Raw genomic sequence first — 23,849 nt, 5'->3', positions numbered from 1 at the left:
GTTGCTTATATTAAGCAATCGTGGCGATGAGATTACTGTTATGTATCAATAAAGTGCTTATTTTAGATTGGTGGTTTATTGCTCACTAACGCTTCTTTTTTTGAACTTACGTGTATTATTGATGCGAACAGGTGGATAAACACTTTTACAACCGTATTTTCAAAGTTATAGTTATCTGAGCGTATCCATGTGATTGTCGACTGCACAGCTAAAACCGCGAGCCCTTTAATGGCAAGTAACACTTTAGCTTGGTGGTAGACCGCCGCAGGCTTATCAGGGTGTCGCTTTTTATACACGGACGAATAATCTGGCTCATTGGAGATCGGTAATACCCTAATGCCTTCCCAGCAATTAAAACATTGGTTTGCCACGCTAACCTCAAATAGCCCTTTCTTCTTTGCCATTCTTGATAAAAAACACAATTATCGAATGGTAAGTGACCGTTACTGCGATATCGCAGGTTTAAGTCATGAGGAAATCGTCGGCTTAAACGATTGCCAAGTGCTGGGTGAGCAGTTTTATAAGAAGCTTGCACCATACTATCAGCGCGCGTTCAAAGGGGCACATGTCGAAGCCGAAATCACGCTCGATGAAACCGACCTTGAAACCAGTCTTCACTTTAGTCTTTCGCCAGTTTTTGAAGGTAACGACATTCGCTTTGTTGTTTTTCACGCTGTCGATACTTCAGAAAAGCAGATACTCGTTCGCTCCTTAGAAGAGTCCGAAAGTAAGTTTGCGAAGTTAACACAACTGCTACCAGACGGCTTACTGCTTATCGAAGATGATATTGTCATCTCTGCGAACCCCGCATCAGCGCGCCTTCTCGGACTTAACTCTCCTCATGAATTGTTGGGCGAAGAGCTAAGTCGTTTATTCATCGATGAAAACAGTAAAAAGGTATTTAGTCATCGATTGAGTACATTAATTTCTGACAAACCTTTTGTCTGCTTAACCAGCGCAAGATGCGGCTTTGAACGGAAAGTTCAGCTACACGCGGATTCCACGGCGATATTAGGTAGCGAATCTCAAATTATCCTAATCCAAGATGCTGATGATGCGCCCAAAAACCTGTCTTCTGCATCGAATGAAGACATACACATTGACTCGCTCACCAAACTCTACAACCGCTTTGGCTTCACCAAACGTTTGGAACAGCTGATCAAAAAGCAAACACCGCTTCTGGTGTTCTATTTGGATATCGATAACTTCAAAAACATTAATGACTCACTTGGTCACCATATTGGCGATAAAGTGATTCAAGAGGTGTCGGCCCGTCTTAAACGGTTACTACCAAACCAAGCGATTATTGGTCATTTGGGTGGCGATGAGTTTGGCGTCATTCTGCCGGAGCCAGAAAATACCCGCATGGCTGAAATTTTGTCCGATCGCATTATCTCGTTGATCAACCAACCTTTCGACTTGCACCACTTCAGCAAACGCCTTGCCTGTTCAATTGGTAGCGTTCGATACCCTGAAGACGGACAAGATGCGCGAATCCTACTACAAAATGCCGATACTGCGATGTATGAAGCCAAAGATCGTGGTAGAAATCGTCTGATCAAATTTAACGATCAAATGAACAAAGAAGCGCGTATGCGTTTGTGGCTTGAAATCGAACTGCAAAAAGCATTGCAGCAGAACGGTTTGGAAGTGTGGTATCAACCTAAGGTTAACGCGCGAGACTTCAGTATCAACGGCGCAGAAGCGCTCGTTCGTTGGAAGCATCCAGTTGAAGGGTACATTAGTCCTGGCTCATTCATTCCTGTCGCCGAGCGCGCTGGGTTAATCGAACACCTTGGACGTGTCGTGATGCGTGATGTTTTCAATACGGTAAAACGTTGGAAACAACAGGGCATACTGCCAGGCCGTGTCGCCATTAACCTCTCTCCCGAGCAATTTGGCAACCCACAGCTGATCGACTTTATGGAAAAGTTGCTTCGCACTACCGAGCTTGATCCAAGCTGCATTACCTTCGAGCTAACCGAAAGTGCCGTGATGAGTGATAGCGAACATACACTGCAAATGTTGAATGCGATTAAAAAGCTTGGCTTCGCTCTCTCTATCGATGACTTTGGTACCGGCTACTCTTCTCTTTCCTACTTAGCGCGTTTCCCTATTGACGAGCTAAAAATCGACCGCGCTTTTATTAATGATATCGACACACTACCGAAACAAGTCACTGTGATTGAAAACATCATTAATCTGGGTAAGTCGCTCGACTTAACTGTCGTTGCCGAGGGGGTGGAAACCCACCAGCAAGCTACTTTGCTCTCTAACCTTCAATGTAATGCGATTCAAGGATTCCATTTTTATCGCCCGCAGCCAAAACATGAAATTGAAGAGCTGTTTGTACAGAATCGTCGTCACAAGAACTAACCCCGACCCGATACCCTTACTCGCAAGGGGTAAATATCGACTTTATTGAGCTAAACCTAACTTAGGTCAATTTCGCTATTCATAATTCTTCATAAAATGCGGACACCTTTTTATTCTCAATGATTGTGAGCATATGGAACTCTTGTGTCCCGCGGGTAACCTGCCTGCGTTAAAAACTGCGATTGATTGCGGTGCCGATGCCGTCTACATTGGTTTCAAAGATGATACCAACGCCCGTCACTTTGCTGGCCTCAACTTTAACGGCAAAAAGTTAGAAAAAGCGGTGCAATACGTTCATGACCGCAATAAAAAAATTCATGTCGCGTTGAATACCTTCGCTCATCCCAATGGCTTCGAGCGCTGGACGAACGCAGTAGACAATGCAGCGGCACTGGGTGTAGACGCGCTGATTGTTGCAGACATTGCAGTGCTGGAGTACGCGGCTCGCAAATATCCCGATCTAGAACTACACCTTTCAGTGCAAGCATCAGCGACCAACGTCGCAGCCATTGATTTTTACAAACAAAACTTCAACGTAAAACGGGTAGTGCTACCCCGCGTTTTATCGATTCATCAGGTCAAACAGCTCTCACGCAACATCACTAGCGATGTCGAGTTAGAAGTCTTTGCTTTTGGTAGCCTTTGCATCATGTCTGAAGGTCGCTGCTACCTATCGTCATACATGACAGGCGAGTCTCCAAACACTGTGGGAGCATGCTCTCCAGCTAAGTACGTTCGCTGGCAAGAAACAGAAAATGGTCTGGAATCCCGCCTTAACGACATTTTGATCGATCGCTACAGCACCGGTGAAAATGCGGGCTACCCTACCTTGTGTAAAGGCCGTTTCGAAGCAGAAATCGAAGGCGAGAAAAAACGCTACCACGCACTGGAAGAACCAACCAGTTTGAACACCCTCTCTATGCTGCCAGAACTATTTGCTGCAAATGTGGCGTCTGTAAAAATTGAAGGTCGCCAACGTAGCCCAGCTTACGTAGAACAAGTCACTCGAACATGGCGAGCCGCGATTGACCGTTACCAAGCAAACCCAGAAGCTTATCAAGTCGAAGCGGCTTGGGATGCCGCATTGGCAAACGTGTCTGAAGGTACGCAGACCACACTTGGTGCTTATCACCGCAAATGGCAGTAGAGGTTAAGATGGATAATTCAATGAAATACGCGCTTGGCCCGCTGTTGTACTTCTGGCCAAAACAAGACATCGAAGCGTTTTATGAACAAGCGAAATCAAGCTCCGCGGACATCATCTATCTTGGGGAAACCGTATGCTCAAAACGTCGAGAAATGAAGCCTTCGCATTGGCTTGAAATAGCAAAAGAGCTGTCTGCAGCTGGCAAGCAAGTGGTGCTATCAACAATGGCACTACTAGAAGCTCCGAGTGAAGTAAACATAATGAAGAAGTACATCGACAACGGTGACTTCGCGATTGAAGCAAATGACGTATCTGCTGTTCAATTGGCATCAGAGCATAAAGTGCCTTTCGTCGTTGGTCCTGCAATCAATACTTATAACGCACACACGCTCAACTTATTTTTGAAGCAAGGTATGATGCGTTGGTGCATGCCTGTCGAGCTCTCTCGCGAATGGTTAAACGATACTTTAGTTCAGTGTGACGAGCTTGGTATTCGTAACAAGTTTGAAGTTGAGGTATTTAGCCACGGTTATTTGCCTTTAGCGTATTCCGCTCGCTGTTTCACAGCCCGAGCTGAAAACCGAGCGAAAGACGATTGCGAAACCTGCTGTATCAAATACCCTACGGGTATCCAGGTCAGCAGCCAAGAAGGGCAAGAAGTCTTTAACCTTAACGGCATTCAAACACAGTCAGGGTATTGCTACAACCTCATCAATGACTTACCAAGTATGAAAGGGCTGGTTGATGTGGTCCGGTTAAGCCCTCTTGGTATGGACATTTTTTCAGAGTTAGAGCGTTTTCGCTCAAACGAATACGGCGATAATCCTGAAAAGCTCGAAAGCCGCCAATGCAATGGCTATTGGCATCAACTAGCGGGCTTAGAAGTAAAAACCATTTAATCCTTAAAGATAAAAGCGAGGCCTAGCCTCGCTTTTATCTGTTAGCTTTTGTTAGCAGGCTTGCACCCTTGGTTCGACAGAACTCTCATTAAGCAGCTTTTTCACATCTCGCCACAACATACTGATCACGACCAAACTCAATGCAATGTTAGACAATGGGAAAGCTAACCAAATACCTGTCACGCCGAAAAGTTTCGGCATAATGAATAAGAATGGCAACTGGACCAGCATGTTGCCTAGTGTTACAAACATAGCTTTGCTGCCTTTGTTTACTGATTGATAGTACGCGGCCGCCACAACTAAAAAACCATCTAAGAACAACGCAAACATGTGTAAACGAATCCCGATCACGGTGCTATCAATCAACTGTTGGTCAGCATTATTAAACACCGCAACCAGTTCGTACGGGAAAAGGTTCATCAAAACAACGAACGCCACCCCACCAAGCACAGATGTCCCCATCGCGACCTTTAATAACTTTCTGATGTTCTCCTGATTACGTGCACCGTGGTTGAAGCTCACTAAAGGCTGCATACCATTCGCAATTCCTTCGGCTATCAGATAGTAAACCGTCACGATGTACCCCAAAATGGCGTACGCTCCGATCAACATTGCACTTCCGTATTGAGCAAATAACGCGTTGTGCAGTGCCACCATCACAGAGCCGTAGGCGTACATAAAGAAACTTGATGTACCTATCATGATAATCTTTGGTGCAGCATCAACCTGAACTTTGAAGTCGCGGATACGAAGGCGTAATGTTGCTTTTGAAGTAAAGAAGTAACCAATACCGAGCACAGTGACCACTAATTGTGCAAGTGCAGTGGCAATAGCGGCTCCGGTTAACTCCCACTCCAACCAAGCAATAAATACGTAGTCTAATACAATGTTAATAACGGCACCGATGACCATCAAAATCGTTGCTAAGTTCGGGCTGTCGTCATTGCGTAATAAAAACGGAACTGCGATAGAACCCAACGTGAATACGCACGCGACTATCAGAATATGCAAATATTGCAGCGCAAGTTCAAACACTCGCCCTTCCGCACCTTGCCAGCGAATAAATTCATCCGAAAACAAGAACAATATTGTAGCAACGACCGGCATCAATGCCGCTAACAACGTCAATCCGGTCGTTAGTATTCGCTTAGCGCCTTCATGATCGTTCTCTCCTTGCTTGATCGAAGTCAGCGCGCCAGTCCCCACCCCAATCATCATTCCTATACCGAGGATCGAACCGATAATAGGCCACGCAACATTGATCCCAGCTAATCCGTCAGCGCCAACATAACGGCCAATAAAAATGCCATCAACTATTTGATACAAACCGTTTACGAGCATTGCTGCGACGGTTGGAATCGTATATTTCCAAAACTGTCTATAAATTGAGTTTTGCATGACTGTCACCAGTAGTTAGCAAAGCTAACCATTTAATTAGCAAGACTAACTAAATGGTTAAATTAAATAAAAGAAAGATGAAACAACAAAAACTAAACCATACAGCTGAGGCCTTTGCTTTAGTTATTACTCAATGCTTTATTCAATAAAGCTTGTAACTGTTCAGCTTCTTGCTGATTTAATTGTTGCATCATTTGTTCAGAGATATCTTTGTAAACCACCTGTTCCAAAGACATTTTTTCTGCGACTTCTTCTGTAAGCAACACACGCTTAGCACGAGCATCCTCATTACATGCGATGCGTTTCACCAAACCCTTTTTTTCCAGACGCACAACCATTGTCGACGCGGAAGGCTTAGTCACTTGCAGCTCTTCTGCAAGATCGGTTATTCGCACACCCTCAGGGTAAACCTGAATCACACGTAAATAATCGAACTCATTAAAGCTTAGATGTGATAATGGATCTTCTTTGGCATAGACACGCCAAGCTTTGGCGCAAAAACGCTCTAAATCAATCAAGCTTTCTTCTAATGCCATAAAGCCACCACCACTTAGTTAGCAAGACTAACTAATTTAAATGAGTCACTCATCAAGTTCAATCATAAAAAAAGCCGCTCTCATCGAGCGGCTCTAAATCATTCAATTTCCAGCTTCTTGGCAGCCTTTAACTTGGCCAATCTATCTTGCTGTAATTGATCGTAAATTTGCGCCAGCTCCAAGAAAGAATAGCGATGCTCAACATAATCGTAAACGTTGAACGAAATCGCGAGCTTATAAAGTGAGATGGCACTTGCGATATCACCTTCAAGCTGATTACGCTTTCCAAGGTAGAAATACGTTTCCGTCAATCGTTCAGCTAGGCGATAGTTCTCTCTCGTTCCATCCATAATTGCTTTAAGCGCGTCTTCGTCCGAGACGTCTCGTAGCATGATGGCAACAAGAACCCATCCCCACTCTTCACTACGATCTCGTAAATAACGCTGTTGAAGATTGGCTTTTGCTTGCTCTGGATTTTGCTCAGCTTCGATGATGTACAGCCATAATGAACGAAAAGGATCCGTTGGCATTTCTTGATAATGCTTGGTCATATCTTCTAAAGCGAGATCGATTCGGCCACCATAATACAGTGCAATCGCACGGTTGCGCTCAGCATAGGTATTATCAGGAGCCAACTCTATGGTCGAGTCAAACGCTTCATATGCCGCATCAAACTCTCCTACTTGGGTAAAGTATACTCCCAAAAGATTGAAGATGTCCGGCTGAGCAGGATTCAACTGCAAAGACTGGTTAAAGTCCAAACGGGCAAGATCACGCAAACCAACGCTGTCGTAGTAGCTACCGCGCTCATAATGCATTTTAGCGCGCACTTCATCACTAAGGTCGGGACGTTGTAGCAACTGCGAGAGACGCGCGATTTGTACTTCTTGTTGAACACTAGGCTGAAGTGGCACCGCCATCGGTGGATATAACCACTTTTGTGCTGATTGTTGAGAAGTATTTGCACAACCGGTCAGCGCGATAGCAACACATAAAATTGCGGTTTGAAACCATTTCACTAATTGATACTCCTGTTTGGACCGCTCAAGATTTGTTTCTCTTAATGCAATATAGGCGATAACCTCGTTTGAGGTTAATACATCGAAACAAACCAAAAAAGGGGAGCGAAAATGCTCCCCTTTTATAACATGCTTTCAGGCCCTTAATCTAATAAAAGGCTGAAAGTCTCATTTTGTCTTACTCGTCTTTAGCAGCCGGTGCTTCAGCAGCAGCTTCTTCAGCTGGCTTTTCTACCGCTTCTTTCATGCTTAGACGTACACGGCCTTGGCGGTCGATTTCAAGAACTTTAACTTGAACTTCTTGACCTTCAGCTAGGTAGTCAGACACTTTCTCTACGCGTTTTTCTGCGATTTGAGAAATGTGTACAAGACCATCTTTGCCTGGAAGAACCGTTACGAATGCACCGAAGTCCGCTAGACGTGCAACTTTACCTGTGTAGATACGGCCCACTTCAACTTCAGCAGTGATCTCTTCGATACGGCGGATAGCTTCTTTCGCAGCAGTGCCTTCAGTTGCCGCAATCTTGATAGTACCGTCGTCTTCGATTTCGATAGTTGTACCAGTCTCTTCAGTTAGAGCACGGATAACTGCACCACCTTTACCGATAACGTCTTTGATCTTCTCAGCGCTGATCTTCATCGTGTGAATACGCGGAGCAAATTCAGAGATGTCTTCACGAGCACCAGAGATAGCTTCATCCATTACAGATAGGATGTGCTTACGTGCGCCTTGAGCTTGGTTAAGCGCAATTTGCATGATTTCTTTAGTGATGCCTTCGATCTTGATGTCCATTTGAAGTGCAGTGATACCAGTGTTAGTACCTGCTACTTTAAAGTCCATGTCACCTAGATGGTCTTCATCGCCAAGGATGTCAGAAAGTACAACGAAATCGTCACCTTCTTTAACAAGACCCATTGCGATACCAGCAACAGATGCTTTGATTGGTACACCTGCGTCCATAAGCGCAAGAGAAGTACCACATACTGAAGCCATTGAAGATGAACCGTTAGATTCAGTGATTTCCGATACAACACGTACTGTGTATGGGAACTCATCAACAGAAGGCATTACTGCAGCAATACCACGCTTTGCCAGTTTACCGTGGCCGATTTCACGACGCTTAGGAGAACCTACAAAACCAGTTTCACCTACACAGTATGGAGGGAAGTTGTAGTGCAGTAGGAAGTGATCTTTACGCTCACCAGTTAGCTCATCGATGATTTGAGCATCACGCTGAGTACCTAGCGTTGCAGTAACGATCGCCTGAGTTTCACCTCGAGTGAATAGCGCGCTACCGTGAGTACGAGGAAGAACACCAGTACGTACATCTAGTGCACGAACCATGTCTTTTTCACGGCCATCGATACGAGGGTTACCTGCAATAATACGGCTACGTACTACTGTCTTCTCTAGATCATGGAAGATAGTGTGGATTTCTTTTGTATCTGCTTCAGGATCTTCAGCAAGAAGAACTTCATTTACTTCCGCAGCGATCTCATGGATGCGGTCGTAACGAGCCATTTTCTCAGTAATTTGGTAAGCTTCAACAAGTTTAGCTTCTGCTAGATCAGCAATCTTATTTTTAAGCGCTGTGTTCTCTTCAGGAGCAACCCAATCCCAAGCAGGAGTTGCAACTTCTGCTTTGAATTCGTTGATAGCTTGAATAGCAACTTGTTGTTGGTCATGACCATAAACAACCGCCGCTAGCATTTCTTCTTCAGTTAGGTTGTCCGCTTCTGACTCAACCATCAGTACTGCTGACTCTGTACCTGCAACAACAAGGTCAAGCTTAGAAGTTTCTAGTTCAGTTTGGCTAGGGTTAAGTACAAGCTGACCATCGATATGACCAACACGCGCCGCACCGATAGGGCCGTTGAATGGAATGCCAGAGATAGCAAGAGCAGCAGAAGTACCGATCATTGTAACGATATCTGGCTGAACATCTGGGTTTACAGACATTACTGTCGCGATAACCTGAACTTCGTTTTTAAACGCGTCTGGGAATAGCGGACGGATTGGACGGTCGATTAGACGAGCTGTTAGCGTTTCGCCTTCAGAAGGACGACCTTCACGTTTGAAGAAGCCGCCTGGGATTTTACCCGCAGCGTAAGTACGCTCTTGGTAGTTAACCGTTAGTGGGAAGAAGTCTTGACCTGCAACGGCTTCTTTTTTACCTACAACAGATACGAATACAGACGTATCATCCATTGTGACCATAACTGCTGCTGTAGCTTGACGTGCAATAACGCCAGTTTCTAAAGTAACTGTGTGGTTACCGTACTGGAACGTTTTAACAACTGGTTTTTCGAACATTGTTATTCCTTGTTTCTAATCTTCCTTTAGTGCTTAAAGAAATCTTAGATGTGTTAATTGACACTCAAGGCATTACGAATCGCGACTAGTAAAAAGAAACTCGGAAATTCCTTTTGAATAGTCGCGACCTTTTGGTCGACGTGGTTGACTGTAATGCTATGAGCTTTTGAGAAAACCTCTTACAAGGTTTAGCCGCCAGTATTATAACGGCATAAGTCTAATTTGGCTAAATTTAGGCAACAAAAAAGGGGCATAAAGCCCCTTTTTAGACAAACTGCTATGCAGTCGCTGATTAGCGACGTAGGCCTAGACGTTTGATTAGGTCTTGGTAGCGAGCTAGGTTTTTACCTTTTAGGTAATCTAGAAGCTTACGACGACGAGAAACCATGCGTAGAAGACCACGACGGCTGTGGTGATCGCCTTTGTGCGCTTTGAAGTGACCTTGTAGGTGGTTGATAGAAGCTGTAAGTAGAGCTACTTGAACTTCTGGTGAACCAGTGTCGCCTTCGCCTTGTGCGTATTCTGCAACGATTGCTGCTTTAGTTTCTGCATTCAGAGACATAATTCTCTCCTAATAAGAGTAGGTTTAAAGTTGTAGCAGCCAATCTCTGATTCAGCCGCTACGCGAAGCGCGGATTATAGGGAAATTTCCTATCTCGTGCAATATAAAAATACCGACACTCAGGTCGGTATTTTCAATCATTTACTTGGATGTAACGTCATCTCGGAACACGACCAATCGCTTAGGAGCGATTTTGCCATCTTCGTTCATTTCGCCAACGCCAATAAACAAGCGTTCTTCACCCATAGTAAGGCGAAGTGAGCCCTCAGTCGGAGCACCAAATACTTGAACGGGCTGCCCATGTTGGACCATATTCGCCAGTTCAGGCACCAAGTTGACTTCTGGTAAGTCTTCTACCGCTGTATCCATTGGCAAAAGCAGTGGGTCCAGTAGTTCTCGAGGCGCTCGTTCCTCGCGGTGAGCTTGCTCTAGCAACTCATTTAGTTGCTCGAGTGTTACCATATTCTCGTAAGGGTATTTAGCAACACCAGTACGACGAAGCATAGTTACGTGCGCACCACAACCTAACATTTCGCCCAGATCATCAACGATAGTACGAATATAGGTACCTTTAGAGCAGTGCACTTCCATCTCTACTTCATCGCCTTCAAAACGGTGAAGAACAATCTCATATACCGTGATCTTACGAGATTCACGCGGAACTTCGATGCCTTTACGAGCGTATTCATACAAGGGTTTACCTTGATACTTCAACGCAGAGAACATGGAAGGCACTTGATCAGATTCACCACGGAACTGATCGATGCACGCCTCTAGCTTGTCTAACGTAACATCGACTGGACGATTCTCTACAACTTCACCATCCGAGTCAGACGTATTGGTACGTTCACCCAGCTTTGCGATCACACGGTAGCGTTTATCAGAATCAAGAAGAAACTGAGAAAATTTTGTCGCTTCACCCAAGCAAATTGGCAGCATGCCTGTCGCTAATGGGTCCAAGGCTCCAGTGTGGCCTGCTTTCTCAGCAAAGTAGATTCGCTTTACTTTTTGCAGTGCATCATTGGAAGAGATACCTGTTGGTTTGTCCAACAGTATAACGCCATTAATTGGACGACCTTTACGACGACGAGCCATTATTCTTCGTCCTCACGACCAGAATCTTTTTGCTTTTGTTTGTCTGAACTAACGACTTCAGACACTAGGTTAGACATACGCATACCTTCAACAAGCGTATTGTCATAGTGGAAGCGGATTTCTGGCGTTAAACGTAGACGAATACGCTTACCTAACATCATGCGAATGTGCACTTCGTGCTCACGTAGCGCTGCTAGACATGATTCAGGTGTTTGCTCACCCACACATAGGAAGGTCACAAATACTTTTGCGTAAGCTAGGTCACGAGAGACTTCTACGTCTGAGATCGTCACCATGCCAAGGCGAGAGTCACGAACTTCACGTTGAAGGATCATCGCTAGTTCTTTTTGCAGCTGCTGTGCAACGCGCTGCGTGCGGCTAAATTCTTTTGACATATCTTTACTCTTATATAGAAAGAATGGGGGGTTGGTCAAAGCCAGCCCCCCATGGTGTATTCAACAACCAATTACTACTTATCTTTCAAAGACAATATTAGTAATTTTAGTCAATTAGTCTAGAGTACGTTTAATTTCAACGATTTCGAAGACTTCGATTTGGTCACCAACGCGAACATCATTGTAGTTCTTAACGCCGATACCACATTCGTAGCCATTCTTAACTTCTTGAACGTCATCTTTGAAACGACGCAGTGACTCTAGTTCACCTTCGTAAATAACAACGTTATCACGTAGTACACGGATTGGGTTGTTACGCTTGATCACACCTTCTGTAACCATACAACCAGCGATAGCGCCCAGTTTCGGTGACTTAAACACGTCACGAACTTCAGCAAGACCAATGATCTCTTGCTTGAATTCTGGAGCAAGCATACCGCCCATTGCTTGTTTCACTTCGTCAATCAATTGGTAAATGATTGAGTAGTAACGTAAGTCAACAGCTGCGGCTTCAACAGCACGACGAGCAGAAGCATCTGCACGAACGTTAAAGCCAAGGATGATTGCGTTTGAAGCTTCCGCTAGTACTACGTCAGTTTCCGTAATACCACCAACACCAGAACCAACGATGTTCACTTTAACTTCGTCAGTAGATAGCTTAACTAGTGAGTCTGCGATTGCTTCTACAGAACCTTGAACGTCTGCTTTAAGTACAACGTTAAGTTCAGCAACTTCACCAGCAGTCATGTTAGAGAACATGTTCTCTAGTTTAGATTTCTGCTGACGAGCAAGTTTCACTTCACGGAACTTACCAGCACGGTAGTTAGCTACTTCACGCGCTTTACGCTCGTCACGAACTACTGTTGCTTCATCACCTGAAGATGGTACACCTGAAAGACCTAGGATCTCTACAGGGATAGATGGGCCAGCCGAAGTAATTTCTTTACCTAGCTCATCACGCATTGCACGAACACGGCCGTATTCTTGACCACAAAGAACGATGTCGCCTTTGTTTAGTGTACCTGATTGAACAAGTACTGTTGCAACTGGACCACGACCTTTATCTAGGCGAGATTCAACAACAACACCAGATGCCATGCCTTCAGCTACAGCTGTAAGTTCAAGAACTTCAGACTGAAGAAGGATTGCTTCTAGAAGACCATCGATGTTTGTACCCTGTTTAGCAGAGATGTGAACGAACATGTTCTCACCGCCCCACTCTTCAGGAATAACGTCGTATTGAGCAAGCTCGTTCTTAACGTTATCTGGGTTCGCGTCTTCTTTATCGATCTTGTTCACAGCAACAATTAGAGGAACGCCTGCCGCTTTCGCGTGCTGAATCGCTTCTACTGTTTGTGGCATTACGCCATCGTCTGCTGCAACTACAAGAACAACGATATCTGTCGCTTGAGCACCACGAGCACGCATTGCAGTAAACGCTGCGTGTCCAGGAGTATCAAGGAACGTGATCATGCCGTTGTCTGTTTCAACGTGGTACGCACCAATGTGCTGAGTAATACCACCCGCTTCGCCAGAAGCAACGTGTGTGCGACGGATGTAGTCAAGTGTTGACGTTTTACCGTGGTCAACGTGACCCATGATAGTAACAACTGGAGCACGTGGAACTGCTTCCGCGTTAGTGTCACGGTCAGATAGTACCGCTTCTTCCAGTTCGTTCTCTTTACGAAGAACTACTTTATGGCCCATTTCTTCAGCAACAAGTTGTGCTGTTTCTTGGTCTATCACTTGGTTGATAGTCGCCATAGCGCCCATCTTCATCATTACTTTGATAACTTCTGTCGCTTTAACCGACATCTTGTTAGCAAGTTCTGATAGAACGATCGTTTCGCCAATTACAACGTCTTGCTTAGCAACCGTTGCTGACTTATCAAACCCGTGCTGCATTGAAGTCGGCTTAGCAAGTTTGCCCTTACGACCTCTACCGCCACGTTGGTTGTTACGGCCACCGCGAGCTTGGTCGTCTTTACCCGAAGCTGCTTTTTTCTTCTTACGACGACCGCCTTCTACTTTGCGATCTGCTTCATCTTCGGCTTCACGTGCGTATTGTGAAGTCGTTACATGGTAATCTGTATCTTCCATATCACCCTTTTTCTCTTCTGCAGCAGACCAACGCTCTTTATTCTTTTCAGCCAATTCGCGAGCTTCTTCAAGCTTGCGCTGACTTTCCTCTTCAGCCTTACGCTTAGCTTCTTCTTCCTGACGACGTTTAAGCTCGTCGGCCTCTTTTCGCGCTGCTTCTTGCTTAATTTTCTCTTCAGCATCACGCTTTGCTTTTTCTTCAGCATTACGTTGTGCATTCGTATCTACGTCTCGCTTCGCTTTTTCTTCAGCTTCACGTTTCGCTTTTTCTTCCGCTTCACGTTTTGCAGCTTCTTCAGCTTCACGTTTCGCAGCTTCTTCAGCTTCACGTTTTGCAGCTTCTTCTGCTGCACGTTTTGCTGCTTCTTCTGCTTCACGTTGTGCTGCTTCTTCAGCTTCACGTTTCGCTTCATCTTCAATTGTGCTGCGCTTCACGTATGTACGTTTTTTGCGCACCTCAACCTGAACATTCTTACTCTTACCACCACCCGCGTTCACACTAAGTGTACTACGAGTTTTACGCTGAAGCGTAAGGCGAGTCGGCTCTGAATCACCTGATTTATCACCGTGTTCTTTCTTTAAATGAGAGAGAAGCTTCTGCTTCTCTTCATCAGTAACATTGTCAGAGCTCGCCTTTTTAATGCCAGCGTCAGCAAGTTGTTCAATCAAGCGGTCGACTGGCGTACCAATCTCATCACTCAGTGCTTTAACTGTTAATTGTGTCATGCCGCTTCCTCCTTGCCGAAAATTATGCTTCTTCGCCGAACCAACAGATGTTACGTGCGGCCATAATTAGCTCACCTGCACGTTCTTCGGTCAGGCCTTCGATACCTTCTAAATCGTCAATACCTTGGTCAGCAAGATCTTCCAGTGTCGCTACACCTTTCGCTGCCAATTTAAATGCCATCTCACGCTCAAGACCTTCAAGTGCAAGTAGGTCCTCAGCTGGTTCTAGACCTTCAAAAGACTCTTCTTGTGCTAGTGCGATCGTCGTTAGTGCATCTTTTGCACGTCCACGAAGCTCTTCGATTAGTTCTTCATTCAAACCATCGATTTCTAGTAGCTCGTTAACTGGCACGTATGCGATTTCTTCTAGCGTTGAGAAACCTTCTTCAACAAGAAGTTGAGCGAAGTCTTCTTCAATATCTAGGTACTTCATGAAGTTTTCAATAGATGCTTGTGATTCTTCAGCGTGTTTCTTCTGAAGATCAGCAACTGTCATAACATTCAGTTCCCAACCTGTTAGTTGAGATGCTAGACGCACGTTTTGACCGTTACGACCGATAGCTTGCGCTAGGTTGTCAGCTTCAACTGCGATGTCCATTGAGTGTGCATCCTCATCAACGATGATAGAAGCAACATCAGCTGGCGCCATTGCGTTGATAACGAATTGAGCTGGGTTATCATCCCAAAGCACAATATCGATACGCTCCCCACCAAGTTCGCCAGAAACAGCTTGTACACGTGCACCACGCATACCAACACACGCACCTACAGGGTCGATACGTTTGTCATTTGTTTTGACAGCGATCTTAGCGCGAGAACCAGGATCACGTGCCGCGCCTTTCAACTCGATAATATCTTCTGCGATTTCAGGCACTTCAACACGGAACAGTTCTGCCAACATTTCTGGCTTAGAACGAGTGATGAACAATTGGAAACCACGTGCTTCAGGCGCGACTTTGTAAAGAAGGCCACGTACACGGTCGCCTGGACGGAAGTTTTCACGAGGAAGTTGGTCATCACGCAGGATTACCGCTTCAGCGTTATTACCAAGATCAAGCACGATTGTGTCACGGTTTACTTTTTTCACGACACCAGTGATTAGATCACCTTCATTGTCGATGAACTGTTCAACGATTTGTGCGCGCTCAGCTTCACGAACTTTTTGTACGATAACTTGCTTAGCAGTTTGAGTCGTAATACGGTCAAACGTTACTGATTCGATTTCGTCTTCTACGTAGTCGCCAAGCTCGATTGAGTCATCTTCGTATTGCGCTGCTTCTAGTGAGATCTCTTTTGTAGGGTTCTCAACGTCATCAACAACTAACCAACGGCGGTAAGTTACAAACTCACCGGTTTTACGGTCAATGGCAACACGTACGTCGATTTCGATTTCGTATTTTTTCTTTGTAGAAGTTGCTAGAGCAATCTCAAGAGCCTCAAAGATACGCTCACGAGGTACCGCTTTTTCGTTCGATACCGCTTCTGCTACCGCTAAAATTTCTTTACTCATTGTATTTAGCCTCTAAGCTTAAACTTTTTTAGGGAACTAAAATTTAGGGATCAGGTTAGCTTTGGAAATGTTACTTAGAGCAAACTCTTCTTGCTGACCGTCTACAGTAATTGTCACTGTTTCGCCATCAACACCGTGGATAATACCTTTCCACTTACGACGGTTTGCTACAGCCATTTTCAATACGATGCTGACCTCGTGACCAATAAATTGCTCGTAATGTGCTGCTTTAAAAAGTGGTCTTTCTAAACCTGGAGAAGACACTTCTAGGCTGTAAGCAACAGAAATTGGATCTTCAACGTCTAAAACTGCACTAACTTGGTGGCTAACTTCTGCACAGTCGTCTACGTTAATACCATTTTCATGGTCAATGTAGATACGTAACGTTGAGTGCGCGCCTGCACGAATGAATTCTAATCCAACTAACTCATAACCTGATGCCGCTACTGGCGCGTCAAGCATTTCAGTAAGTTGTCTTTCTAAACCAGTCATTTAACCACTCCAGAAACAAAAAAAGGGCTCAGAGCCCAATCAAAAAACCAAGCAGTATCTGAGCTATTTCAAAAAGCTCAGATAACAAAAAACCCCGATAGTCGGGGTTTTATGCTGCTGGACCCTGATACGTTAAGAATAGCCAACAATTGCTTTTCTTAACTCGTAGTGTGGTTAGCACTACGCAAACTTGCCAATCTACGATTTCCTTTTAAAGAAAGAGATTGGTTGCGGGGGCCGGATTTGAACCGACGACCTTCGGGTTATGAGCCCGACGAGCTACCAAGCTGCTCCACCCCGCGTCCGACTTGCTGAGCATTATACTCGCAAACAAGTGATTTACAAGTTTGTAAATACATGGTGCCGAGAGAGGGACTCGAACCCTCACACCTAAGGCACTAGCACCTCATGCTAGCGTGTCTACCAATTTCACCATCTCGGCATCAAAACCTTACAGCTTATTGAGGAATTTCATCACCCGCTGGGGCAGGAACTTCACTCGCTGCATCCTTAACTTGTTCAACAACTGGTTGACCTAACGTTGGGTCTACCCATTGTGATTCAGTCTGGTGCGTAGACATACGACCAAGTAACAAGCTAACGATAAAGAATACGGTTGCTAAAATAGCAGTTGTTCGGGTTAAGAAATTACCTGAGCCGCCAGCACCAAACACTGTGTTTGAAGCACCAGCACCGAACGAGGCTCCCATATCTGCGCCTTTACCTTGTTGAATCAACACAAGGCCAATCACACCAAGCGCTGCCAACAGGTAAATCACAAGTAGAACTGAAAACATTTTTTCCACCTATGTTCCAAATTGTTGAGCCAGCGCCGTTCAAAAGAATAAATCATTATGAACAAGGCTAGCGACCTCCTAACGGGAGGCGGAGCAATACTAGCGAAAGCCAGTAACGCTGACAAGGGAAAATTAGTAAAAAATCAATGCCAATGCGTTAAGCGCTCAAAAAAAGGGCAAAAGATGCCCTTTTCATTCAAGACATGCTTTAACGCAATGATTAACAACTTGCTTTAACAGCCTCAGCGATTTTCAATGCTGAGTGTTGAACTAGTTCACCATCTTCGCCTTCCACCATAACGCGGATCAAAGGCTCAGTGCCAGACTTACGCAGCAGTACACGCCCTTTATCACCAAGTGTCGCCTCTACTTCAGCGACAGCGTTTAATACAGCTGTAGCTTCAAGAGGGTTACTTTCTCCTGAGAAACGGACATTTTCTAAAACCTGAGGATATAGTGTCATTCCTTGCGATAGTTCATATAAAGACATATCGCTGCCAATTACAGAAGCAAGTACTTGAAGTGCAGCAACAATCGCATCGCCGGTTGTGACTTTATCTAATAAGATCACATGGCCTGAGTTTTCAGCACCAATTTTCCAACCTTTTTCTAGCAGTTGCTCCATGACATAACGGTCACCAACAGCGGCACGTACAAACGGAATGCCTAGCTGCTTTAAACCATTTTCCATACCCAAGTTAGTCATTAGTGTACCAACAACACCACCCTTTAGCTCACCACGACGAAGAGCATCACGAGCGATGATATAAGCAATTTGGTCACCATCAACTTTGTTACCTAGGTGATCGACCATAATGATGCGGTCACCATCACCATCAAATGCGAGACCAAGGTGCGCTTGCTCTTCAACAACACGCTGTTGAAGTGCTCGTACGTCTGTTGCGCCCACTTTTTCATTAATGTTGATGCCGTTAGGCTCTACGCCCATAGCGATAACTTCTGCCCCAAGTTCTTTGAAAACATTTGGAGCGATGTGGTACGTTGCACCGTGCGCACAGTCTACTACGATCTTAAAGTTCGCAAGGCTCAACTCAGATGGGAAAGTACTCTTACAGAATTCGATGTAACGACCAGCTGCATCATTTAGGCGGGTTGCTTTACCAAGCTCAGCAGACTCCACACATTCAATTTCTTTATCTAACTCAGCTTCGATCGCCAATTCGATATCGTCAGGTAGCTTAGTACCCTCAGAAGAAAAGAATTTAATGCCGTTGTCGTAATATGGGTTATGTGATGCAGAAATCACAATACCAGCCTCGGCACGGAAAGTCTGAGTTAAATATGCCACAGCTGGAGTTGGCATGGGACCAGTAAATGTTGCTTTAAGTCCCGCAGCTGCAAGGCCAGCCTCTAGTGCAGATTCAAGCATATAACCTGAAATACGTGTATCTTTACCTATGATAACTTTCTTTGTGCCTTGTTTCGCTAGTACACGACCAGCAGCCCAGCCAAGCTTAAGTACGAAGTCTGGAGTGATTGGGTATTGTCCTACTTTACCGCGCACACCGTCAGTACCAAAGTAACGTCTTTCATTCGACATAAACTTTCCTTTATTATTTTTAAATATTGTTTTTCGTCATCTCAACAACTTTCATCGCTTCGATTGTCTCTTCAAAGTCATGCACGCGAATGATCTGCGCGCCTTTCATCGCGGCAATCGTAGCACAAACGACACTTGCGTTCGTACACTCAGCCGCTGGCTTGTCTAACAGTTTGAAGATCATGGATTTACGAGACATGCCAGCCAAAATAGGCAGGCCGAATTCATGAAACTTTTCAAGATGAGCAAGCATATGATAATTGTGTTCGATTGTTTTGCCAAAGCCAAACCCAGGATCGAGAATCAGTTGAGATTTATCAATCCCTGCTGCTTCACACGCCGCGATACGTTCTTCTAGAAAAGCCGACACGTCCCCCATTAAATCATCATAATGAGGGTCAACTTGCATGGTCCTAGGCTGACCTTTCATATGCATCAGACAAATTGGAAGGTTTGCTTCTGCTGCGACTTCCAGAGCACCTGGCTCTTGCAGCGAGCGGATGTCATTGATCAAATCAGCCCCAGCATCAATTGCTTGACGCATCACTTCTGCTTTACTGGTGTCAACGGAAATCCATACATCATATTTTTCACGAATGGCTTTGATTACTGGGACAACACGCCTAAGCTCTTCTTCCAAAGACACATCCGGTGCACCAGGTCTTGTTGATTCACCACCAACATCAACAATACTTACACCTGCCTTTATCATTTTATCAACTTGAGCAAGAGCAAGTTCAATTGAGTTGTATTTACCGCCATCCGAAAAGGAATCCGGTGTCACATTTAGAATGGCCATGACATGTGGACGCGAAAGGTCCAAAGATTTGTTATTTGCTGTAATCATCATCATAAACACAAAAACCCCGAGATAACTCGGGGTTTAATATTATCAATACTCTTTATTCAGAGTCTTTCTTTTCAGGCGCTTCGTTAGAAGTTGTTTCAGAAGAGCTAGGCTGTTCTGCATCTTTCGCAGTCTCCGTTGCTTCTTCTTTAACTTCTTGCTTTGCTTGAGGCTTGTCGCTGTCTTCTGGTTTGCTTGCTGAGTTATCACTCCAGCCCGCAGGCTCACGAATTTCAGCTTTGCGCTCCATTAAGTCATCAATCTGGCGAGCATCAATGGTTTCATACTTCATCAGCGCATCTTTCATCGCATGCATGATATCCATGTTCTCTTGAAGAATCTTCTTCGCACGATCGTAGTTGCGGTCAATGATCTGACGAACTTCGTCATCAATCAACTTCGCTGTATCGTCAGACACATGTTTAGTCTGAGTTACACTACGCCCTAAGAACACTTCGCCTTCATCTTCTGCATACAGCAGAGGGCCAAGCTTTTCAGAGAAACCCCATTGAGTAACCATCTTACGAGCAATATCTGTTGCGCGCTCGATATCATTAGAAGCACCGGTTGATACTTTGTCAGCACCGTAGATAAGTTCTTCTGCTAAACGACCACCGTACAAGCTAGAAATCATTGATTCTAGGTGTTGGCGAGACATACTCACGCGGTCCTGCTCTGGAAGGTACATTGTTACACCCAACGCACGACCACGTGGAATGATAGACACTTTGTACACTGGATCGTGTTCAGGAACCAAGCGACCAACAATCGCGTGACCCGCTTCGTGGTATGCGGTTGACTCTTTCACTTCCTCAGACATCACCATTGAACGGCGCTCAGCACCCATCATGATTTTGTCTTTCGCCAGTTCAAACTCAACCATAGAAACGTTGCGCTTGTTACCGCGCGCAGCAAACAGGGCTGCTTCGTTAACTAAGTTTGCTAGGTCAGCACCAGAGAAGCCTGGAGTACCACGTGCGATGAGAGAAGGCTCTACATCACCCGCTAGAGGGACCTTACGCATGTGAACTTTTAGGATCTGTTCACGGCCACGTACATCTGGAAGACCAACTACCACTTGACGGTCAAAACGACCAGGACGCAGTAGCGCAGGGTCTAGCACGTCCGGACGGTTAGTCGCAGCGATAACGATAATACCTTCGTTACCTTCGAAACCATCCATCTCAACGAGCATTTGGTTTAGTGTTTGTTCACGTTCATCATGACCACCACCAACACCTGCGCCACGTTGACGACCTACCGCATCGATCTCATCGATAAAGATGATACAAGGTGCAGCTTTCTTTGCTTGTTCAAACATGTCACGCACACGAGATGCACCAACACCAACGAACATTTCTACGAAATCAGAACCAGAGATAGTAAAGAATGGTACTTTCGCCTCACCGGCAATGGCTTTCGCTAGAAGCGTTTTACCCGTACCAGGAGGACCAACCATTAGAACACCCGTTGGAATCTTACCGCCCAGTTTTTGGAAGCGGCTTGGATCGCGTAGGTAGTCCACCAGTTCTTTCACGTCTTCTTTTGCTTCGTCACAACCAGCAACGTCAGCAAAAGTTGTCTTGATTTGTTCTTCGCTCATCATTCGAGCTTTACTCTTACCAAAAGACATGGCGCCTTTACCACCGCCGCCTTGCATTTGACGCATGAAGAAAATCCATACACCAATCAGTAAGATCATTGGGAACCAAGAGATGAAGATAGTACCAAGCAAGCTTTGCTCTTCTGGAGGCGTGCCTTGTACTTTCACGTTTTGGTTAATTAGGTCATCTAGAAGCTTTTGGTCATACACTGGCATGTAAGTGACCATTTTGGCACCGCCGCCACGACGAACAAAGCTAATTTCACCGTCTTTAAAAGTTGCTTCTTGAATCTGGCCTTGGCCAACTTCCTGTACAAACGTGGTGTAATCCACGGTTCTGCCATTGCTTTCTCCAGGGCCAAAGCTCTGGAATACCGACATCAATACGACGGCGATAACAAGCCACAGAATTAAATTTTTTGCCATGTCACTCAAGGTGTAAGCCTCTCGATAACTAATTGTAATTAAAGGTAGGGTACTACAGTTCATTAACTGTAGCTATAGTGTTAACACGCTCTCAAGAGAGCAAAATGGTTAACCTTTGTAACCAGTGGCTACGACGAAGACCTCTCGAGAGCGAGCTCGCGATGAGTCTGGTTTTCTAATTTTTACGGCTTTAAACATGTCTCGGACTTCTTTCACATACTGATCGAAGCCTTCCCCTTGGAAAACCTTTACGACAAAGCTACCATTAGGCGCTAGAACTTGTCGACACATATCTAAAGCTAATTCAACTAAATACATAGCGCGAGGTTGATCAACAGAATTGTTTCCCGCGATGTTAGGCGCCATATCAGACATTACTACGTCTACCATGGAAGGTTGGATCCTTTCTAGCAAAGCTTCCAATACCGCATCATCACGAAAGTCGCCTTGTAAAAAGCTAACGCCAGCAATCGGGTCCATAGGAAGCAAGTCACACGCGATGATCTGACCGCTGTCCCCTACTATCTTAGCAGCATATTGAGACCATCCGCCCGGCGCAGCCCCCAAGTCGACGACTGTCATTCCAGGCTTTAACAATTTATCTTTCGTTTGAATCTCATCGATCTTGAAATAAGCACGTGAACGGTAGCCTTTTTTTCGGGCTTCATTCGCGTATTTATCATCAAAGTGTTCTTTCAACCAACGACCAGAACTAGCCGAATGTTTTTGTTTACTCATTTTAATCCCAACAAGGCACAAATTGGAGCTATTGTTTTAATAGGCGCTACCTATTACTCAATAAATTATAGTCTTCAGCAATAGATGGCGTTAAAATAGCTTTTTTCAACCCTTATTTTAAAGAAAATTGGCCGCGTAATGAACCTAAGCACCAAACAAAAGCAGCACCTTAAAGGCCTAGCTCACAGTTTAAAACCTGTTGTGCTAATGGGCGCAAATGGACTTACAGAAGCCGTGCTAGCAGAAATTGAAATCGCTCTTAACCATCACGAACTTATCAAAGTAAAAGTTGCTTCGGAAGATCGTGAAACAAAACAGCTAATCATCGACGCTATCGTACGTGAGACGGGCGCTGAAAAAGTTCAGACTATTGGTAAAGTGCTTGTGCTATACCGCCAGTCTGAAGAGCGTAAAATCGAAATCCCTCGTAAGTAACTCTACTTACGTTGCTGAAGAAAAAAGGTCGCCTGAGGCGACCTTTTTGCGTTTTATCAGAGTAATAATGCAACTCCAAACGACTTAGATATATTCTACTCGGTCAATTTCGAAGTCTTTCGCGCCACCCGGAGTTTGAATAGCAACTTCATCGCCTTCCATCTTACCAATCAGGCCACGAGCAATAGGTGAGCTCACTGAAATGCGACCTGCTTTGATATCGGCTTCGTCATCACCAACGATTTGGTACGTTTTTTCTTCTTCGGTGTCGATATCAATCAAGGTTACGGTTGAACCAAAAATAACTTTACCCGTGTTCTCCATCTTCGTTACATCAATAACTTGAGCAACTGACAGTTTGTATTCAATGTCACGGATTTGTGCTTCACAAATGCCCTGCTCTTCACGAGCGGCGTGATATTCAGCATTCTCTTTTAAATCACCTAGCTCACGAGCTTCAGCAATTGCCTCTGAGATCTGAGGACGTAGTTTAAGTAGACGATCGAGTTCTGCACGTAGCTTTTGCTCGCCACGTAGTGTCATTGGAACTTTTTCCATTTTATAACCTCAAGCCCAAATGGGTCTTTGGACAAAAAAAGCCCACCCTGTCATAGGACTGGGTAGTGCGCTTAAAGATGTATTTCGTTTAGTGTAAACAAACTCCCGGACGAAATCATCTTAATTCGAAAGACAGCAAGACTATGCCTTTTCGGCATAATGATATAACTCACTTTTAGAGCGGCTCTAGGGCGAATCACCTTCTCAATTTATTGAAAAACAACACTGTTCATTACACCAAAAACCTCAAAAAAGATAAAAACTAATCAATGTCAGGCCAATGTCATTGCCAATAATTTCAATCAAAAACAGTAA

At 44.9% G+C, this 23,849-nt stretch carries 20 protein-coding genes and 2 tRNA genes; 4 read left to right on the top strand and 18 right to left on the bottom strand.

What is annotated here, in order from left to right; translation table 11 throughout:
* Nucleotides 1–336 precede the first annotated feature (336 nt).
* The 3 genes from R8N46_RS18825 to R8N46_RS18815 all read left to right on the top strand — a co-directional run bounded on the left by R8N46_RS18825 (nucleotide 337) and on the right by R8N46_RS18815 (nucleotide 4,422).
* Nucleotides 337–2,376 (top strand): bifunctional diguanylate cyclase/phosphodiesterase, encoded by a 2,040-nt coding sequence (locus R8N46_RS18825; RefSeq protein WP_005380112.1) that lies wholly within the window; start codon nucleotides 337–339, stop codon nucleotides 2,374–2,376.
* A 133-nt stretch (nucleotides 2,377–2,509) separates the two neighbouring features.
* Nucleotides 2,510–3,523: a ubiquinone anaerobic biosynthesis protein UbiU gene (ubiU, locus tag R8N46_RS18820; RefSeq protein ID WP_005380110.1), complete on the top strand. Its 1,014-nt coding sequence runs from the start codon at nucleotides 2,510–2,512 to the stop codon at nucleotides 3,521–3,523.
* Nucleotides 3,524–3,543: 20 nt separating this feature from the next.
* Entirely contained in the window at nucleotides 3,544–4,422 is an 879-nt protein-coding gene (locus tag R8N46_RS18815; RefSeq protein ID WP_167415711.1) for a U32 family peptidase, read from the top strand.
* A 51-nt stretch (nucleotides 4,423–4,473) separates the two neighbouring features.
* Here R8N46_RS18815 and R8N46_RS18810 read toward each other — a convergent pair whose 3' ends face one another.
* The 17 genes from R8N46_RS18810 to rlmE form a co-directional block, all read right to left on the bottom strand.
* Complete coding sequence (locus tag R8N46_RS18810; RefSeq protein ID WP_115386272.1) at nucleotides 4,474–5,820, bottom strand: MATE family efflux transporter; 1,347 nt, start codon at nucleotides 5,818–5,820, stop codon at nucleotides 4,474–4,476.
* Between the two features lie 119 nt (nucleotides 5,821–5,939).
* The gene (locus R8N46_RS18805) at nucleotides 5,940–6,356 is read right to left on the bottom strand and encodes a MarR family winged helix-turn-helix transcriptional regulator (RefSeq protein WP_318098470.1); all 417 of its coding nucleotides are present in this window, start codon (nucleotides 6,354–6,356) and stop codon (nucleotides 5,940–5,942) included.
* Nucleotides 6,357–6,454: 98 nt separating this feature from the next.
* Nucleotides 6,455–7,375 carry a lipoprotein NlpI gene (gene nlpI, locus R8N46_RS18800; RefSeq protein ID WP_005380101.1) on the bottom strand — a complete coding sequence of 307 codons (921 nt, stop codon included), beginning with the start codon at nucleotides 7,373–7,375 and terminating at the stop codon, nucleotides 6,455–6,457.
* 178 nt (nucleotides 7,376–7,553) lie between these two features.
* Nucleotides 7,554–9,689 carry a polyribonucleotide nucleotidyltransferase gene (pnp, locus tag R8N46_RS18795; RefSeq protein WP_005380098.1) on the bottom strand — a complete coding sequence of 712 codons (2,136 nt, stop codon included), beginning with the start codon at nucleotides 9,687–9,689 and terminating at the stop codon, nucleotides 7,554–7,556.
* Nucleotides 9,690–9,981: 292 nt separating this feature from the next.
* A complete protein-coding gene (gene rpsO / locus R8N46_RS18790; protein WP_005380094.1) occupies nucleotides 9,982–10,251 on the bottom strand; it encodes a 30S ribosomal protein S15 in 270 nt (89 codons plus the stop codon).
* A gap of 141 nt (nucleotides 10,252–10,392) precedes the next feature.
* Nucleotides 10,393–11,346 carry a tRNA pseudouridine(55) synthase TruB gene (gene truB / locus R8N46_RS18785; RefSeq protein ID WP_213972461.1) on the bottom strand — a complete coding sequence of 318 codons (954 nt, stop codon included), beginning with the start codon at nucleotides 11,344–11,346 and terminating at the stop codon, nucleotides 10,393–10,395.
* Nucleotides 11,346–11,741 carry a 30S ribosome-binding factor RbfA gene (gene rbfA / locus R8N46_RS18780; RefSeq protein WP_005380087.1) on the bottom strand — a complete coding sequence of 132 codons (396 nt, stop codon included), beginning with the start codon at nucleotides 11,739–11,741 and terminating at the stop codon, nucleotides 11,346–11,348. Before rbfA ends, truB begins: the two co-directional genes overlap by 1 nt.
* Before the next feature lie 114 nt (nucleotides 11,742–11,855).
* Complete coding sequence (gene infB / locus R8N46_RS18775; RefSeq protein WP_005380086.1) at nucleotides 11,856–14,567, bottom strand: translation initiation factor IF-2; 2,712 nt, start codon at nucleotides 14,565–14,567, stop codon at nucleotides 11,856–11,858.
* Nucleotides 14,568–14,589: 22 nt separating this feature from the next.
* Nucleotides 14,590–16,077, bottom strand: a complete 1,488-nt coding sequence (nusA, locus tag R8N46_RS18770; protein WP_005380084.1) for a transcription termination factor NusA — start codon at nucleotides 16,075–16,077, stop codon at nucleotides 14,590–14,592.
* Between the two features lie 36 nt (nucleotides 16,078–16,113).
* Nucleotides 16,114–16,569, bottom strand: coding sequence for a ribosome maturation factor RimP (gene rimP / locus R8N46_RS18765; RefSeq protein ID WP_005386424.1), 456 nt, complete (start codon nucleotides 16,567–16,569; stop codon nucleotides 16,114–16,116).
* 225 nt (nucleotides 16,570–16,794) lie between these two features.
* Nucleotides 16,795–16,871: transfer RNA gene (locus R8N46_RS18760), tRNA-Met, on the bottom strand.
* 56 nt (nucleotides 16,872–16,927) lie between these two features.
* Nucleotides 16,928–17,011, bottom strand: a tRNA-Leu gene (locus R8N46_RS18755).
* Between the two features lie 16 nt (nucleotides 17,012–17,027).
* A complete protein-coding gene (gene secG / locus R8N46_RS18750; protein ID WP_005380080.1) occupies nucleotides 17,028–17,366 on the bottom strand; it encodes a preprotein translocase subunit SecG in 339 nt (112 codons plus the stop codon).
* Nucleotides 17,367–17,586: 220 nt separating this feature from the next.
* Nucleotides 17,587–18,927, bottom strand: a complete 1,341-nt coding sequence (glmM, locus tag R8N46_RS18745; protein ID WP_005388992.1) for a phosphoglucosamine mutase — start codon at nucleotides 18,925–18,927, stop codon at nucleotides 17,587–17,589.
* A 19-nt stretch (nucleotides 18,928–18,946) separates the two neighbouring features.
* Nucleotides 18,947–19,777 (bottom strand): dihydropteroate synthase, encoded by an 831-nt coding sequence (folP, locus tag R8N46_RS18740; protein ID WP_017820419.1) that lies wholly within the window; start codon nucleotides 19,775–19,777, stop codon nucleotides 18,947–18,949.
* A 52-nt stretch (nucleotides 19,778–19,829) separates the two neighbouring features.
* Complete coding sequence (gene ftsH / locus R8N46_RS18735; protein WP_017635895.1) at nucleotides 19,830–21,803, bottom strand: ATP-dependent zinc metalloprotease FtsH; 1,974 nt, start codon at nucleotides 21,801–21,803, stop codon at nucleotides 19,830–19,832.
* 108 nt (nucleotides 21,804–21,911) lie between these two features.
* Nucleotides 21,912–22,541: a 23S rRNA (uridine(2552)-2'-O)-methyltransferase RlmE gene (gene rlmE / locus R8N46_RS18730; RefSeq protein WP_005388985.1), complete on the bottom strand. Its 630-nt coding sequence runs from the start codon at nucleotides 22,539–22,541 to the stop codon at nucleotides 21,912–21,914.
* Between the two features lie 138 nt (nucleotides 22,542–22,679).
* Here rlmE and yhbY point away from each other — a divergent pair, with 138 nt between their 5' ends.
* Nucleotides 22,680–22,976, top strand: coding sequence for a ribosome assembly RNA-binding protein YhbY (yhbY, locus tag R8N46_RS18725; RefSeq protein ID WP_005380066.1), 297 nt, complete (start codon nucleotides 22,680–22,682; stop codon nucleotides 22,974–22,976).
* Between the two features lie 84 nt (nucleotides 22,977–23,060).
* Here yhbY and greA read toward each other — a convergent pair whose 3' ends face one another.
* Nucleotides 23,061–23,534 (bottom strand): transcription elongation factor GreA, encoded by a 474-nt coding sequence (greA, locus tag R8N46_RS18720; RefSeq protein ID WP_005380065.1) that lies wholly within the window; start codon nucleotides 23,532–23,534, stop codon nucleotides 23,061–23,063.
* Nucleotides 23,535–23,849 lie beyond the last annotated feature (315 nt).

The organism is Vibrio sp. 1874 (assembly GCF_033344395.1).
In the GTDB taxonomy this organism is placed as follows: domain Bacteria; phylum Pseudomonadota; class Gammaproteobacteria; order Enterobacterales; family Vibrionaceae; genus Vibrio; species Vibrio alginolyticus.
The sequence above is the reverse complement of the archived record's forward strand: the minus strand, read 5'-3'. Positions and strand labels throughout refer to the sequence as shown.

Coding starts and splice junctions, on each gene's coding strand:
- R8N46_RS18825 (WP_005380112.1), top strand. CDS start 337: ATGCCTTCCCAGCAATTAAAACATTGGTTTGCCACGCTAACCTCAAAT.
- ubiU (WP_005380110.1), top strand. CDS start 2,510: ATGGAACTCTTGTGTCCCGCGGGTAACCTGCCTGCGTTAAAAACTGCG.
- R8N46_RS18815 (WP_167415711.1), top strand. CDS start 3,544: ATGAAATACGCGCTTGGCCCGCTGTTGTACTTCTGGCCAAAACAAGAC.
- R8N46_RS18810 (WP_115386272.1), bottom strand. CDS start 5,820: ATGCAAAACTCAATTTATAGACAGTTTTGGAAATATACGATTCCAACC.
- R8N46_RS18805 (WP_318098470.1), bottom strand. CDS start 6,356: ATGGCATTAGAAGAAAGCTTGATTGATTTAGAGCGTTTTTGCGCCAAA.
- pnp (WP_005380098.1), bottom strand. CDS start 9,689: ATGTTCGAAAAACCAGTTGTTAAAACGTTCCAGTACGGTAACCACACA.
- rpsO (WP_005380094.1), bottom strand. CDS start 10,251: ATGTCTCTGAATGCAGAAACTAAAGCAGCAATCGTTGCAGAATACGCA.
- truB (WP_213972461.1), bottom strand. CDS start 11,346: ATGGCTCGTCGTCGTAAAGGTCGTCCAATTAATGGCGTTATACTGTTG.
- rbfA (WP_005380087.1), bottom strand. CDS start 11,741: ATGTCAAAAGAATTTAGCCGCACGCAGCGCGTTGCACAGCAGCTGCAA.
- infB (WP_005380086.1), bottom strand. CDS start 14,567: ATGACACAATTAACAGTTAAAGCACTGAGTGATGAGATTGGTACGCCA.
- nusA (WP_005380084.1), bottom strand. CDS start 16,077: ATGAGTAAAGAAATTTTAGCGGTAGCAGAAGCGGTATCGAACGAAAAA.
- rimP (WP_005386424.1), bottom strand. CDS start 16,569: ATGACTGGTTTAGAAAGACAACTTACTGAAATGCTTGACGCGCCAGTA.
- secG (WP_005380080.1), bottom strand. CDS start 17,366: ATGTTTTCAGTTCTACTTGTGATTTACCTGTTGGCAGCGCTTGGTGTG.
- glmM (WP_005388992.1), bottom strand. CDS start 18,927: ATGTCGAATGAAAGACGTTACTTTGGTACTGACGGTGTGCGCGGTAAA.
- folP (WP_017820419.1), bottom strand. CDS start 19,777: ATGATGATTACAGCAAATAACAAATCTTTGGACCTTTCGCGTCCACAT.
- ftsH (WP_017635895.1), bottom strand. CDS start 21,803: ATGGCAAAAAATTTAATTCTGTGGCTTGTTATCGCCGTCGTATTGATG.
- rlmE (WP_005388985.1), bottom strand. CDS start 22,541: ATGAGTAAACAAAAACATTCGGCTAGTTCTGGTCGTTGGTTGAAAGAA.
- yhbY (WP_005380066.1), top strand. CDS start 22,680: ATGAACCTAAGCACCAAACAAAAGCAGCACCTTAAAGGCCTAGCTCAC.
- greA (WP_005380065.1), bottom strand. CDS start 23,534: ATGGAAAAAGTTCCAATGACACTACGTGGCGAGCAAAAGCTACGTGCA.